This is a genomic window from Chryseobacterium culicis (assembly GCF_002979755.1).
GTDB classification, from domain to species: Bacteria; Bacteroidota; Bacteroidia; order Flavobacteriales; family Weeksellaceae; genus Chryseobacterium; species Chryseobacterium culicis_A.
Window position 1 is genome coordinate 266,069 of sequence record NZ_PCPP01000001.1, and the last position, 14,085, is coordinate 280,153.

Consider the following 14,085-nt stretch of genomic DNA (forward strand, 5'->3'; position numbering starts at 1 on the left):
GTTATTATGGTGTGAATTTACCCTCTGTTCCTTTGATATCTGCGGTCTTTACGATGTAAAAGATATTTGTGAGATACAATAATTGTATGTATAATTGTTCTCTTAAAATAACCATGAGAAGTTTTACTACAATTATTTTTTCACTTGTATTTTGCACTGCCTTTTCGCAAAAATCAGCCAAGATTTTTACTTCAGATATTGATAACTTTTGGGTGGCTTATGACAGCATTCAAAAAACAAATGATCATTCCGGAAAGCTGGATCTTATTAAAAAACTTTATACCGACAAAGCAACAAAAGGGCTGAAAGCTTTTATGAAGGCCAGAAATTACAATGATAGCGTTTATGTAAAAGTCATTGACCAGTATCCGAAATTCTGGAATTCAGTCAGACCGAATACTTTAACAATAAAAACCAAGACCCAAGAACTGGAGGCCAGTGTTGCCAGACTGAAGGAGTTATATCCCGCCCTTAAAGATGCTGAAATGTATTTTACCATTGGAGGGCTTAACGCGGGAGGAACAGTGAGCGGCAATATGGTAATGGTAGGGGCTGAACTTGCCACCGGACTTCCGTCTACAGATACTTCAGAATTCAAAGATGAATGGTTGAAGAGTCTTTTTGCAAACCAGTCTCTGGATAATATAGTTTTCCTAAATATTCACGAATATATACATACCCAGCAGACCGGATATCAAAATAGAGTTTTAAATCAGGCTATAAAGGAAGGATCATGCGATCTGATTGCCGAACTTGCGATGAAAGAATCTCCGCAAAGAAAATATATTTCTTATGGAATTGCTCATGACGTTGAAGTTAAAGCCCAGTTTAAAAAAGAAATGTTTACCAGTAATCTTGCCAACTGGTTTTATAATGGAAGACAAAAAGGAGAAGGTGCAGATTTGGGTTATTATGTAGGATATGTGATCAGTAAAATGTACTACCAGAATGCAAAAGATAAAAAACAGGCCATCAAAGATATTATTGAACTGAACTATAGTGATAATAAATCTGTGGAAGACTTTCTGGACAAATCAAAATTTTTCAAAGAAAAAATTGATAAGCTTGCCAAAGAATATCAGAGTAAATTACCTTATGTAGTGAAAATGGACCCAGCCAATGGTTCCGAAGATGTAAATGCGGATACAAAAGAACTCCGGATTACTTTTTCACAGGAAATGGTTCCCGGGAAATATTCCTTCAATCTGTCTGATAAGGGAAAAGAATATAATCCAATGACAAAAATAGCAGGGATGGAAAACAATAATAAAACTTTGCTGGTATTAGTAGATCTTAAACCCAATAAAGAGTATGAGTTTGTGCTTACCAATAAAGGTTTTATTTCTAAAGAAGGTCATCCTCTAAGAGACGAGAAACTTCTTATAAAGTTTAAAACCGGCAATAAATAGCCTTTTTCATAAAGGGATAATTAATATGGAGGATCTGAAAATGAATTTCTTTTATCCTTGATTATATTTTTGATAGTGTGTTAAAATTGTATTGATTTCCTGGTTTTTTTAGCCTTTTCATAAGATTCTGTGGATGGAAGAAGATTTAACCTTTTTCAAAAAAAGGTTATATTCGGCTTCGTAAAAATAGTGATATGCAAGTATATGAAGGGATTTCTGTGGGGTTATATCTGTTATTAATGATAGGTATAGGCATATATTCTTATAGAAAATCAACAAGTAATTCAGAAGAATTTTTAATTGGCGGCCGAAAAATGGGAGCAGCCGTAACAGCACTGTCTGCAGGGGCAGCCGATATGAGCGGATGGCTTTTGATGGGCGTTCCGGGAGCAATGTATCTGTCCGGAATTTCAAGTTCCTGGATTGCGATAGGCTTAACCATTGGAGCTTATCTCAATTATATTATTGTAGCCCCAAGGCTCAGAATTTATACAGAAGTGGCGCAGAATGCCATTACGCTACCTGTATTTTTTGAAAACAGGTTTAAAAATAAAAATCAGCTTCTGAAAATCACATCCTCTATTTTTATTCTGGTATTTTTTACTCTGTACACTTCTGCAGGAATGGTATCCGGAGGAAAATTATTCGAATCAGCTTTCGGGATGGATTATACTGTAGGCTTGCTCCTGACAAGTCTGGTAGTAGTGCTGTATACATTTCTAGGTGGATTTCTGGCAGTAAGTCTTACTGATTTTGTGCAAGGCACCATCATGGTGTTGGCATTGGTGATTGTTCCTATTGTAGCGATTACTCAAATCGGAAGTGTGGGAGAGACGTTTTCCCTGATTGAAGCAAAAAATCCAAAATATCTGGATCTGTTCAGAGGAACCACCACCGTAAGTATTGTGTCTTTATTGGCATGGGGATTAGGATATTGTGGTCAGCCTCATATTCTGGTCCGTTTTATGGCTATTGATAAACCGAAAGATCTGATTAAAGCAAGACGTATAGGGATTACATGGATGATCTTTACTGTTGCAGGAGCTCTGGCCATAGGATTGGTAGGAATCGCTTATCTGCAAAAGTTCGATATGAATACTATGATGAAGTTTGACGGATCAAAGACGGAAGCAGAAACTATTTTTATTTATTTCTCCCGTATATTATTCCATCCGTTTATTGCAGGATTTTTACTTACAGCCATTCTCGCAGCAGTAATGAGTACGATTTCTTCCCAGTTATTGGTGACTTCAAGTTCATTAACAGAAGATATTTACAAAGCTTTTCTTAATAAAAAAGCAACTTCCAAGCAATTATTAATGGCGAGCAGACTTTCTGTTTTACTCGTAGCCGTCATTGCGGTACTTTTATCCCTGGATCCCAAGGATAGTATTCTTAATCTTGTAGGAAATGCATGGGCCGGCTTTGGTTCTGCATTCGGACCGTTGATCCTGCTGTCTCTTTTATGGAAAAAGGCAACATGGCAGGGAGGTTTTGCCGGGATGATGGTAGGAGGAATTACGGTCTTAGCATGGGTCTATCTTCAGCATCCATTAAAAGACTGGTACGAAATCATTCCTGGGTTTGCCCTTTCTCTGTTGACTAATGTGATTGTTTCATTATCAACCTATCAACCAGATGCTGTTATTGAAAGCGAGTTTAATGAAGTTAAAAAAATAATGCAGGAGTAATATAGAACTTTTGCAATTATACAACAATAATATACCCTTGCTCAACAGTGAGGGTATATCTTTTTCATTTTTCCCAGCCTATTATATTTTAATGTATTGCTATTTAATAATCTGTATTAAAGATGGTTTACATTTTTTTACTATTTTGTTATTTCAAACCAAAAACTTATTTATTATGAAAAATCTAAAGAAAATCGCGAGACAAAGTTTAAAAACAATCACGGGCGGTCGTCCACCTGCAGAGAGTGAGTGTATAGCATGTGGATGCCCTACATCAGCATGTTATTACAAAAACGGAAATGGAGGTGGTGGCGGTTGTGCTGATATCAGATGTGCATAATCATCTTTATAAAGAAAGAAACCTTCCGGAATAAGGAAGATTGTATTTTTTATATTAAAGTTTAGTTTCTGTATACTTCCTTTTGATAAGCACCAGTATAAGAGCGAGAGTTAATCCTATAATGCTTGACCATATTGTATTTTCTATCCCATAACGGGCAATCCAGAATCCTCCGAATAGAGTGCCGGCAGTAACAGCAAAGTTTCCGCAGGAAGTAAAAATACTGTTGATGAACTCTGAAGAATCCGAAACAGATGAGGTTACATTCATATTACTGATCAGAAACCCTCCGGAATGAACCAATCCCCAGCATCCCACGATCAGAGTCATGATTACAAAATGACTGCCATAATGCCCAATCAGAAAATGAATACCAGATAACAGAATGAGAAATATAAGAGTGGTCTGAAACGGAAATCTGCTCATATATTTTCCCGCAATTTTATTTCCTGCAATTCCCACTGTTCCAAACAGGAAGAGCATCAGACTGATCTGTTTTCCGTTCATTTTGGTAATACTCTTTAAAAATTCTGCCATATAACCATAGGTTGAGTACATTGCTGTAATCGTAAAGAATGCCAGGAAAAGCCCAATCCATAGATGTTTACTGTTAAATATTTTAAAGGGAAACTGATTTGATGATGCATGGGTATTTTGAATCGATGGTAAATAAATCCATACTCCTGCCAGAGCAACGCCATTAATAAAAGCAGTAAGTAAAAAAGAAGACTGCCAGGAAAACAGATCAGACATAAAGGTAGCCAGTGGAACTCCCATGACGGTGGCTAGGGTAAGGCCTGAAAAAATAATGCTTACCGCTTTTGATTTCTCTTTAGGATCTGAGGTCTGTCCGGCAGCAGATAAGGCAATGGACCAGTATACCGGATGAAAAAATGCGGGAATCATTCTGACGGCAAGCAGCAGATAAAAATTGGTGATACAGGCAGAAAAAATATTGGCGGCGACAAAAATAAATAGAGACAAAAGTAGCAGATTCTTTCTTTTGAATGAAGATAATATCATCAGCATAAAAGGCCCAAAAACGGCAACAATTAATGCAAAGGTACTCAGCAGCCAGCCTGCTTTTTCAATGGATATCCGGAATGTAGAAGCTATTTCTGGCAATACTCCAATCACTCCGAATTCAGTAGTGGTAATTCCGAAAACACCGAGTGCCAGCACATAAAGATTTCTGTTCATTTTCATTATTTTTTTGCAAATTTGCAGAATAGACTTTCAGAAAACTATATACTTACCTTTTAGTTCTATACTTACCTTTTTGAAAGTGACCCTCAAAAAAAATTGTTATGCCTGAATTTTTCCATGATAAAAGATTGTACTATACTCCCATTGAATTTGCTTTAAGTCATATCGGAGGAACCTGGAAAATGCCTATTCTGTGGAGATTACAGGAGAAACCTCTTCGTTTTAGTGAACTTAAAAAAGACATTCCGCATATCACCGACAAGATGCTGACCAGTCAGCTGCGCGAACTGGAAGCTAAAGAAATGATTTACAGAGAAGTATTTCCCGTAGTTCCTCCAAAAGTAGAATATAGTCTTACAGAAAAAGGGAAAAAAGCCATTCCGGTGATTGAAACCATTATGAAGTTTGGCTATGAGCTGATTAAGGATGAAGGAATTGTCTTCCCGCCTAAAGAATGATAAGATTATATTTTTCCATTACGTAACGCTTTTTTCATAACTTCACCATAAAATTGATTCAATAGTATGAAGCTGAAACTGGGGATATTAGATCAGTCACCCACCACCATGGGGGGCAATGCAGCATCCGCATTGAAAAACAGTATTAACCTTGCTGTATGGGCTGAAGAAATAGGATTTCATAGCATTATGTATTCCGAACATCATGGCGTAGAAGCTTATGGAAGTTCCAGCCCTGAATTATTAGCTGCTATCGTTCTCAGTAAAACAAACCGTATCAAAGTAGGAACAGCCGGTATTATGATGCGGAACTATTCTGCGTATAAAATTGCGGAGTGGTCCAAAATGCTGTCGACCCTTTATCCTGAACGGTTTATTCTCGGGTTGGGAAAAGCGCCGGGAGGATTAAAAGATGCTGTCATGGCACTGAATAACCATAAACCGGTAGTTTTATCCAATATGGAAACAAAGCTGGAAGAGATCATTCAATTCATACGAGAGGAAGAAGGTGTATATGATGGGCTTATTGCACAGCCTACTCATGTGCAGCATATCCCGGAAATCATGTGGCTGGGTTCAGGAATGACCTCTGCCCGGGAAGCGGCAAAACATGGAGTTGGATATTCATTTGCGGCTTTTATGAATAGCGAAAATGGAAAGGAAAATACGGATGCTTATCTCAGAGAATTTGATGCAACGCAATATTTTCCCAAGCCTTCTTTACAGGTTGCTGTAGCCCTGTCTGTAGCAGACAATATTGAAGAAGCCAGACGAAATGCCTATGGAATGGCTTATCAGTTTTTACAATCCCGACAGTTAGTCAGTCCTGATGCTGTTCTTTCCCCTGAAGTGGTAGAGCAGAGGGTTTTAGGAACACAAGATGAAGAAGAATTCTTTACTGTTTTAAACAGAATTATGATTGAAACACCCCAATCTGTAGATCAGAAATTACATCAGGTTGCGGAAAGGTACAATACAGATGATCTCCTGATATTGTGTAATATGTACCGGGAAGAAGATCGTATCAACACTTATAAAAGTATCATTAAAAACAATAAATAACCCTACAGCCTCTATGAAAATTCTGTTGTGCTATGGGGTTATAAATACACTAGAATGTACACCCATGAAGCAGAATATTTCAACATTGTATATCATTACCGGAGGTCCCGGAGCAGGAAAAACAAGGTTGCTGGAAGAATTAGACCGTCATGAATTGACAACAGTACCTGAAGAAGGAAGGAAAATCATTAAAGAACAGATTGATTCCGGTGGGAAAGGCCTTCCATGGCTTAATAAAGAACTTTTTGCAGCACTCATGTTTGAAGAATCTGTAAAAACTTACCAGAAAATACGTCATATGAATTCTACAGCGCCTGTTTTCTTTGATCGTGGAATATTGGATACTCTCGGTTATATGAGGCTTGAAAATATTATCATTCCGGCATCTATGGAAGCAAAAGCAAGAGCTATGGTTTATCATAACCCTGTTTTTATTCTTCCCCCATGGAAAGAGATTTATGAAAATGATCCGGAAAGAAAACAGACCTTTGAAAAGGCGGTGGAAACTTTTGAGTGTATGAAAGAAATATATCGGGAATATGAATATAATATCATAGAAGTTCCGAAAGTTTCAGTGGAAAACAGGGCACGCTTTATTCTTGATACAATTTTTATGTCAAGTTGAATATCGGTCAATCATCATCAATCATCATCAATTATTATTTATCATATGAACAATCCTACTTTTGAAAAAGAACTGATCGAGCTGGCTGGCAAAGATCTGTCGGTCAGAGAAAAACTGTTGGAAGCAGGGCAGCTTTCCGGAGGCTATCATCCCGAAATGGAAGAGATTCATAGAGCCAATGCAAAACGGCTGAGGGAAATTATAGCACAAATTGGTTATCCTACCATCTCAAAAGTAGGTGAGAAAGCAAATGATGCAGTGTGGCTTATTATTCAGCATGCGATTGGTGAACCAGAATTTATGAAGACATGCTATGTTATGATGGAAGAGCATTATAATGATATTAATCCTATCCATAAAGCCTATTTATACGACCGGATTCAGGTTTTTCAGAGTAAACCTCAAAAATATGGGACACAGTTGACCGCTGAAGGAACAATTTATCCGGTAGAAAACAAAGAGAACTTAAATGTAGAGCGTGAAAAGGTAAATCTGCCCATATTCTCCAATGCAGAAATTCATAAAATTCCGGAACCTGAAGATATTCCGGAAATTGATAGCAAAGATGGGGAATATACGGTTTGGAGAAAAAAAACAGGATGGATTTAAAGCAATGCTGAATGCATGAAGAAATTTTCAACTTAAACTGTAATTCCTCCCAAATTCCACCTTACTTGCCGGTCTTCAAGACTTCACGAACTTCAATATTTCCTCCAATTTTAAAAATTGGGTTTCCTTTCGCTATTTCAACGGCTTCATCAATAGATTCTGCCCGTACAATAATATATCCACTAATGAATTCTTTGATCTCGGTATAAGGGCCATCCGTTACCATATTATCTGGTTTTACAGTTTTGGCAGCTCCCGGAGCGGGTAATAAAGTATTTCCTTCATCCACCAGTTTGTTTTGTGCAGCAATGTTTCCAAGCCAGATCATGCGCTCCCGGATCTGTTCAGGAGAAGGTTTAAAATCAGAAATGTCTTTCAGTCTGAAGATCAATGCAAATTCTTTCATAATCATATTCTTTTTTTTATGACGATTAAGATAGATGAACAGGGACAGCGTTTTTAATGTGTTTTTATTTATCCAATAAAGGTCTGGGATCAAACAGAACTTTCAATGACTGAATCTTTCCCTCCTTGATCTGGTACCATCCGGAAGCTTCTATCGTTTTTTCTCCCATATCAATCATGTACCAGAAACACACATCTTCCCCAGCAGTAAAAGCCTTTAGAATTTCATACTTAAACTTCATCTGCATCATGTCTTTGATATATATTGAAGCATTTTCTCTTTTCCCCAATACCCCGATAAATGTAAAATCAGGATGAAGACAACTTTCCGCCATTTCAAAATTTTCGTCATTTAAATATTGGATAAACTGTTCCGCTGTATTTTGATTTCTGTTGCTCATAATGTAATTTTTATTGTTGAGTACAAAATTAGGAGGGAAGAATATATTTCTCCTGTGACTATTATCACAAAATGATTTGAATTTTTACTGTTTTAAGTCGGAAATTCTCCCTTTTGCATACACAATCTGTTCTTTTTCCTTTTCCTGATCCGGATTATTTTTAAGGTACATCTGATAGTATGTTGCCGCACTTTTAGGCTGTTTCAGATGGAGATCATAAAGAAGTCCTAAGCGGTAATAAATCATAGTGCTGGTACCAAAAGTTAATCCTCTTTTATAGGCTGTCAAGGCATCGTTATACTGATTTTTGGCTTCATAAATCCCGGCAAGTGCTGCATAGTAAAATGGAGTATGATCTGAAATGGCTTCATCAATAGTCTTCTGTGCATAAACTACTGCATTGTTGTAATCTTTCAGTTCACGATAGCTTAGAGCCATAAAATAGAGTGTTCCTTCATTTTGTACACCCATATTTTCCAGCATTTTATAAATATTGATACATTTCTGATATTCTTTTACATAAAAATACGCTTGCCCTATATCGTTCATTACATTTACATCAGCATGGTTTTTAAGGAGTTTTTCACCGGTTTCAATCACTTCCTGGTATTGGGTTAACTGGTTGGCTACCGGTAGCAGAGCCTGTTGTAAAGTGAAATTTTCTGTATCCGCAGCAATAGCTGTTTTCAATACATCATAAGCAGACTGATATTGTTTAAGACCACTGTAGGTTAGAGAAAGATCATAAGCCACATCAGGGTCGGTGGTATTAAGAGTATTGGCTTTCTTCAGATAACTGAGTTTGGCTTCTGGCGTTTCTGCATAGGTGGCAAGCTGTTTGTAAGCACTGAAATTCAGGCTGTCAAGTTGAATGATCTGTTGAAGATAAGTTTTGGCCTGAGAAGCATTTCCCCTTCTGGAATTGATATTGGCCAAACTGAATAGAGTAGGCAGACTGTTCGGTTGTATGGTATTGATTTTTTGATAATTTTTTTCTGCTTCCGTCAGTTTTCCCGCCATCATATTGCAGTAAGCAATTTGTGAAAGTGCTTTTATATCCTGTGTATCTCCGGGATAGATGCCCTGAAGATATGTTGCGGCCTCAGCATAACGTTGTGTTTCATAATATTCAAGAAGCTTTTCAGTATCAATTTTTGCGGATTGAGCATTTGCATTTTTAAAGCCTAACAGAATAATACACAAACAAATTCCTAGTTTCATCATGGTTATTTTTTAACTAAAATATTGGTTATTTAATAAGCTTCCAAATTTTATACTCACTTATGTGGGATTTTTTAATATTATGAATGATTTATGATAAAAACCAAAACCTTATATCATGAGAATTCTTATATTCACTCTATAGAAAAAGACCAGATAAAGCAAAAGATATGGAAATAAAAACTGTACAATCATTCCTTGATTATTATGGAAAAATAAGGGAAAGAACACATCGTATTATTGAAGTTATTCCTCCCGAACATATTGATTTTTCCTATAAACCAGGAAAATTTACCATTGGTGATCAGATCAGACATATTGCCACTATTGAAAGGTATATGTATGGAGAGACCATTAGCGGAAGAAAAAGTGCTTATCCGGGATGTGGAAAAGAGCTTGCCGACGGATATGAAAATACAGTTAAGTTTTTCAACGAAATGCACAGACAGACTCTGGATATTATCAAAGGGCTTTCTGATGAAGATCTTACGAGGAAATGCCTGACTCCGGCCAATAGTGAAATTTCTATATGGAAATGGCTTCGGGCAATGATAGAGCATGAAATCCACCACAGGGCAGAATTATATATCTACCTGAATCTTCTGGAGGTAAAAACACCACAACTTTACGGGCTTTCTGCAGAGAATGTGCAGGAGATTAGTGTGAAATTGCAGGAGTAAAAAAACTTAAGATAATCGATATTTAAAATACAAACCAACTGTCATCGTACAGCTGGTTTTCTGTTGTTAAAAGTTCTTTCATTTTTGATTTATTTCTATTTCAAGTGATAAATTATTTTGTTTCATTTATTAAAAATTGTTAAATATTTATTTGATATAGAGTTATTTATTTCTTTTTTTTAATCATTTGCTTTAGAATTATTGCTTAAAAGTCGTAGAACTACGACAAAATTTCAGATTGAGTATCGAAAATTTTTTGAATAGCGATTACCGTTTTATCTTTGTAATACCATCAATCCAATTACAAAAAATTAATCATGATTAAAATCCGCATATTACAATTATAATATCAAGAGAAATCTTGAATTCAACAGGGAGGTGAAGTTCTTTTTCACCATTACTATATGCCCTGTTTTGACCTCAATATCCATACTTTCTTTTACAAATAGAATATGGATAATGAAAATATATCTGAACGTAGTGTACAGATATATTTTAGGCTTAAAAAAATTTGACACCCAATCAATCAAAATATTACAATTATGTTTCAGGACGATCATTCACCCAAAATGCCTGTTTCTAAAGATAAAATTTCAGCTGTAAAGAATATTAAAGAAACACTGACAGATCAGGCAGTCACCAAAGCTGCTCAGGAAGTGCAGGAAAAATCGAGCGGAACCATTAAGAAAGCTACAGAAAAAATGGCTCAGGCCCAGGCTTATACAGGAATCGTTCAAAACGGTTCTCAAATGTTTATGAATCAGGTTAAACAACCCAATCCTCCTACACTCGTAGAAGACAAAGTATGGGCGAAACAGCCAACCTCAGGAATTTATAATGCCAATACCATCCCGGGAAATCAGGTAGCCGGAATCAATCGTGTGGTAAAACTTGAAATCGTAATTGACGGAAAAGTAATTAAGCATTTCAAGCATTTTCAGTTAAAACAAAGTGCTGTAAAGCATCATGAATTTGATTTGATGCTGGCTCATGATAGTTTAGGAGGTTCAGAAAACCATAATCTGGAAGAAGCTCAAAACTTTCTTGGAAAAAGAATTACCGTGATTTTCAGGTATAAAGATGTTGAAGACGGTCCCGAAAGAAACTTTGTAGGCGTAATCACAGAAGTAGGTTTCAGCCAGGAAAAAGGAAGTCTGGGAAATATTGTTCTTACAGGTTTCAGTCCGACTGTTCTTTTAGATGCTGCCCCTCATATTCAAAGCTTTGGCGGAGCACAAGAAATCAGTCTGAACAGCATTGCAGATCAGGTGATAAAAGAAGGACTGGGACAAAATTCCTTTGATTTCAGAGTAGATGCAGCCCATGGAAACGTTTCTTATAGTTCACAATATGAAGAAACCCACTATAACTATCTGGCCAGAATTGCAGAAGCCTATGGAGAACAATTTTATTATGATGGTGAGGTGCTTCATTTCGGGAAACTTCCTCCTCAGGAAAAACCTGTAAACCTTACCTATGGAAGCAGTGTGAGTGATGTCAAGATAAAAATGAAGGCTCAGCATGTAAATCCGTCATTTTATGGCTACAACAGCAGCAAAAATGAAAAGCTAACAGCCGGAAATTCAAAGATTAGTCACACTTCAGATATTGCAAAAAGAGCGTATGAAATTTCAGAAAAAACGTTTACCACTCCATCTTTAAGAGTAGCTCCGATAAAAGCGGTGTCTTTCATGGATGTGGAAAATTCTCAAAAAGGAACTGCTGGAAGTAAAGCCTCAGAAGTATTTGTTATTTCAGGCATTACAACAGTTCCTTTTCTTTATCCGGGCTGTATTGCTGATATTGAAATGAGAAAAGCCGAAAGCAGTGAAACCACTTACTTTACCAAGCTGATGATTACCGATATGTATCACGAGGTAGACGCAAGAGGATATTATACAGGAACATTTGAAGCCATTGCTTCTGATACAGGATTTATTCCCCGTCCGGAGTTTCACACGCCGAAAGCAGATGCTCAGTTTGCCAAGGTAATTTCCAATACAGATCCTTTAAACCAGGGAAGAGTGAAAGTTCAGTTCGACTGGCAGAATGGTTCTACTACGACAGAATATATCAGAGTAATGACTCCCGATGGTGGAGGCAGCGAAAAAGTAAGTAAAAACCGTGGATTTATGGCCATTCCGGAAGAGGGTGATCAGGTAGTGGTCAACTTTGCCCATCAGCATCCTGACCGTCCGTTTGTGATGGGAGGAATGTTCCATGGTGGAGTTGGCGGTGGTGGCGGTTCCGGAAATAATATCAAAAGCTTAAGCAGTAAAAGCGGACATACCATGAGTCTGGACGATGCCGGAGGAATTACAGTGAAGGATAAAGACCAAAATTCTGTTTTTCTGGATGGTGCAGGAAATATAACGATAGACAGTAAAATTTCTATCACCCTGAATTGTGGAAGCAGTTCCATTTACATGGATAAAGACGGAAATATTCAGATTAAAGGAAAAGAAGTATTTGTACAGGGAGTCAATATTGGAGTAGGCGGAACATCAAGTATTGGTGTTGGGGTAGGCCCTGAAGACGGTGATCCCACTTCAGGCATCGGAATCAAATCTGATACATTGGATATCGGCACCAAAACGCTTTCTATGAGAGGTGATACGGAAGCAAATCTTAGCAGCGGAGGAAAAATCAATGTTGGTGGAGGAAGTGAGACAAATATTGTAAGTGGAACTGTAAAACTGAACTAAAAACAGATGAATCCTGTAGACCTGGAGTTGGTAAAATTAAAAAGACAATGGCAGAAAGTTGTTTCAAAGAATGAAGAAAAGCCTATGCTGATCTGTATAGGAGAAAAACATGAAACCGATCTTTTTGATGGATTTATCAAATCAAAACTTTCTGAAGATGAAGAAGATGATATATTTTTACTTCACTATCAGGAATTTAATGGAATGAACGCTTTCGGACAAACCTTGTTGGATGAATGGACTGAGTTTTATGAAATGCTGAAGAAAAGTGAAGAAAATATTCCGCAATGGGATCTGAAAATTCCGGAAGAAAATTTTAAAACAGATGCTTATAAGGCATTTTATCCTCTTCTGGAGCTAAAGAAAAACTTTCCTACGATTCAGAATTCTAAAATATACATCTACATTGCTCCGCTTAGGATCACTGATACCGAAGAGCTGTCTTTGTGGGTGAAAGAATGGTGCAGAATCTGTGAAGCATCGGAAAATAAAGATATTAAACTGGTTTGGGCAGAACATCATACTTACAGAACCTTACCCAATATCTCTTCAGCACACCGTTTCAGAGTGGAAGTAGACATTCACCAGTTAATGCAGAATACGGCTGCTCATACCAATCGTAAGAAGAATAGCCCGGATACGGATTTTCAACAGCAGATCCTTATAGCGAGTAATCATTTAAGTAAAGAAAGATTCAAAGAAGCGGAGCATGCATTGAAAACAGCGGTGAAGCTTGCCAAAGAACAAAAGAACAAACAGGGAGAGATTTCAGCTTATTTTATGCTTACTCAGGCTTATATAGCAGATAGAAAAAAGGATAAGGCTGAAGATACCTACCGGATTATATTGGAAGAAGTAGAGCGGGATTCACCATTGGAAGTTCAGATGTATATGAATTATGGAAGTCATTTATTAGGGAATTCCAAAAAGTCCAGGGCAGAGAAAATATTTGAAAAAGCTGCAGAAACTGCTCAGAAAATAGAAGAATATGCAATGGCTATTGAGTGTTACAGAATCATTGGTACACTGAATGATACCGTTTTGACAAAAGATAAAATGATCAGATATTTTGAAAAATGTATCGGCATAGCAAAATTGATGAACCCTTCGGCAAGAGAGCAGAGCAGCCTGAGGTTTGTAGCCTCAATGCTTATTCTCAAATATGAAGGGGATACAGATAAAAAAAGAATATTAGACAGCGAAATGAAGACTTATTTTGGTGATGAATGGAAGGTAAGTGTGGAAAAACCAAAAGCAGGGTAATCTCAAATTA

General features: G+C 37.1%; 14 protein-coding genes. 10 read left to right on the forward strand and 4 right to left on the reverse strand.

The window, feature by feature from the left end:
* Positions 1 to 113 precede the first annotated feature (113 nt).
* The 3 genes from CQ022_RS01315 (at position 114) to CQ022_RS22845 (ending at position 3,440) form a co-directional block, all read left to right on the forward strand.
* Positions 114 to 1,409: an Ig-like domain-containing protein gene (locus CQ022_RS01315; protein WP_105682712.1), complete on the forward strand. Its 1,296-nt coding sequence runs from the start codon at positions 114 to 116 to the stop codon at positions 1,407 to 1,409.
* A 194-nt stretch (positions 1,410 to 1,603) separates the two neighbouring features.
* Positions 1,604 to 3,100, forward strand: coding sequence for a sodium/proline symporter PutP (gene putP, locus CQ022_RS01320; RefSeq protein WP_105682711.1), 1,497 nt, complete (start codon positions 1,604 to 1,606; stop codon positions 3,098 to 3,100).
* 175 nt (positions 3,101 to 3,275) lie between these two features.
* The gene (locus CQ022_RS22845; protein ID WP_158521351.1) at positions 3,276 to 3,440 is read left to right on the forward strand and encodes a bacteriocin-like protein; all 165 of its coding nucleotides are present in this window, start codon (positions 3,276 to 3,278) and stop codon (positions 3,438 to 3,440) included.
* Between the two features lie 54 nt (positions 3,441 to 3,494).
* Here the strand turns inward: CQ022_RS22845 and CQ022_RS01325 are convergent, their stop codons facing one another.
* Positions 3,495 to 4,640, reverse strand: a complete 1,146-nt coding sequence (locus CQ022_RS01325) for an MFS transporter (protein WP_228421686.1) — start codon at positions 4,638 to 4,640, stop codon at positions 3,495 to 3,497.
* Between the two features lie 107 nt (positions 4,641 to 4,747).
* On the opposite strand from CQ022_RS01325, the gene CQ022_RS01330 reads away from it, so the two are divergent.
* The 4 genes from CQ022_RS01330 (at position 4,748) to CQ022_RS01345 (ending at position 7,400) form a co-directional block, all read left to right on the forward strand.
* Positions 4,748 to 5,104, forward strand: coding sequence for a winged helix-turn-helix transcriptional regulator (locus CQ022_RS01330; protein ID WP_105682708.1), 357 nt, complete (start codon positions 4,748 to 4,750; stop codon positions 5,102 to 5,104).
* A gap of 66 nt (positions 5,105 to 5,170) precedes the next feature.
* Positions 5,171 to 6,166, forward strand: a complete 996-nt coding sequence (locus CQ022_RS01335) for an MsnO8 family LLM class oxidoreductase (RefSeq protein WP_105682707.1) — start codon at positions 5,171 to 5,173, stop codon at positions 6,164 to 6,166.
* 64 nt (positions 6,167 to 6,230) lie between these two features.
* The gene (locus CQ022_RS01340) at positions 6,231 to 6,791 is read left to right on the forward strand and encodes an AAA family ATPase (protein WP_105682706.1); all 561 of its coding nucleotides are present in this window, start codon (positions 6,231 to 6,233) and stop codon (positions 6,789 to 6,791) included.
* A gap of 45 nt (positions 6,792 to 6,836) precedes the next feature.
* Positions 6,837 to 7,400: a DUF6624 domain-containing protein gene (locus CQ022_RS01345; protein ID WP_105682705.1), complete on the forward strand. Its 564-nt coding sequence runs from the start codon at positions 6,837 to 6,839 to the stop codon at positions 7,398 to 7,400.
* A gap of 61 nt (positions 7,401 to 7,461) precedes the next feature.
* Here the strand turns inward: CQ022_RS01345 and CQ022_RS01350 are convergent, their stop codons facing one another.
* The 3 genes from CQ022_RS01350 to CQ022_RS01360 all read right to left on the reverse strand — a co-directional run bounded on the left by CQ022_RS01350 (position 7,462) and on the right by CQ022_RS01360 (position 9,430).
* Positions 7,462 to 7,806, reverse strand: coding sequence for a YciI family protein (locus CQ022_RS01350; RefSeq protein ID WP_079243897.1), 345 nt, complete (start codon positions 7,804 to 7,806; stop codon positions 7,462 to 7,464).
* A gap of 64 nt (positions 7,807 to 7,870) precedes the next feature.
* Positions 7,871 to 8,206 (reverse strand): nuclear transport factor 2 family protein, encoded by a 336-nt coding sequence (locus CQ022_RS01355; protein WP_105682704.1) that lies wholly within the window; start codon positions 8,204 to 8,206, stop codon positions 7,871 to 7,873.
* A gap of 84 nt (positions 8,207 to 8,290) precedes the next feature.
* Entirely contained in the window at positions 8,291 to 9,430 is a 1,140-nt protein-coding gene (locus CQ022_RS01360; protein WP_123864371.1) for a tetratricopeptide repeat protein, read from the reverse strand.
* 167 nt (positions 9,431 to 9,597) lie between these two features.
* Between CQ022_RS01360 and CQ022_RS01365 the strand changes: the two genes are divergently transcribed.
* The 3 genes from CQ022_RS01365 (at position 9,598) to CQ022_RS01375 (ending at position 14,075) form a co-directional block, all read left to right on the forward strand.
* Positions 9,598 to 10,107 (forward strand): DinB family protein, encoded by a 510-nt coding sequence (locus CQ022_RS01365; RefSeq protein ID WP_105682702.1) that lies wholly within the window; start codon positions 9,598 to 9,600, stop codon positions 10,105 to 10,107.
* 542 nt (positions 10,108 to 10,649) lie between these two features.
* Positions 10,650 to 12,812, forward strand: coding sequence for a type VI secretion system Vgr family protein (locus CQ022_RS01370; protein ID WP_105682701.1), 2,163 nt, complete (start codon positions 10,650 to 10,652; stop codon positions 12,810 to 12,812).
* A gap of 6 nt (positions 12,813 to 12,818) precedes the next feature.
* Positions 12,819 to 14,075, forward strand: coding sequence for a tetratricopeptide repeat protein (locus CQ022_RS01375; RefSeq protein WP_105682700.1), 1,257 nt, complete (start codon positions 12,819 to 12,821; stop codon positions 14,073 to 14,075).
* The last annotated feature ends 10 nt before the right edge of the window (positions 14,076 to 14,085 follow it).

Bases quoted from the DNA above. Each gene is read 5' to 3' on its own strand.
- CQ022_RS01325 (WP_228421686.1), bottom strand. From the start codon at position 4,640: ATGAACAGAAATCTTTATGTGCTGGCACTCGGTGTTTTCGGAATTACC.
- CQ022_RS01375 (WP_105682700.1), top strand. From the start codon at position 12,819: ATGAATCCTGTAGACCTGGAGTTGGTAAAATTAAAAAGACAATGGCAG.
- CQ022_RS01340 (WP_105682706.1), top strand. From the start codon at position 6,231: ATGAAGCAGAATATTTCAACATTGTATATCATTACCGGAGGTCCCGGA.
- CQ022_RS22845 (WP_158521351.1), top strand. From the start codon at position 3,276: ATGAAAAATCTAAAGAAAATCGCGAGACAAAGTTTAAAAACAATCACG.
- CQ022_RS01365 (WP_105682702.1), top strand. From the start codon at position 9,598: ATGGAAATAAAAACTGTACAATCATTCCTTGATTATTATGGAAAAATA.
- CQ022_RS01350 (WP_079243897.1), bottom strand. From the start codon at position 7,806: ATGAAAGAATTTGCATTGATCTTCAGACTGAAAGACATTTCTGATTTT.
- putP (WP_105682711.1), top strand. From the start codon at position 1,604: ATGCAAGTATATGAAGGGATTTCTGTGGGGTTATATCTGTTATTAATG.
- CQ022_RS01360 (WP_123864371.1), bottom strand. From the start codon at position 9,430: ATGATGAAACTAGGAATTTGTTTGTGTATTATTCTGTTAGGCTTTAAA.
- CQ022_RS01330 (WP_105682708.1), top strand. From the start codon at position 4,748: ATGCCTGAATTTTTCCATGATAAAAGATTGTACTATACTCCCATTGAA.
- CQ022_RS01370 (WP_105682701.1), top strand. From the start codon at position 10,650: ATGTTTCAGGACGATCATTCACCCAAAATGCCTGTTTCTAAAGATAAA.
- CQ022_RS01355 (WP_105682704.1), bottom strand. From the start codon at position 8,206: ATGAGCAACAGAAATCAAAATACAGCGGAACAGTTTATCCAATATTTA.
- CQ022_RS01335 (WP_105682707.1), top strand. From the start codon at position 5,171: ATGAAGCTGAAACTGGGGATATTAGATCAGTCACCCACCACCATGGGG.
- CQ022_RS01315 (WP_105682712.1), top strand. From the start codon at position 114: ATGAGAAGTTTTACTACAATTATTTTTTCACTTGTATTTTGCACTGCC.
- CQ022_RS01345 (WP_105682705.1), top strand. From the start codon at position 6,837: ATGAACAATCCTACTTTTGAAAAAGAACTGATCGAGCTGGCTGGCAAA.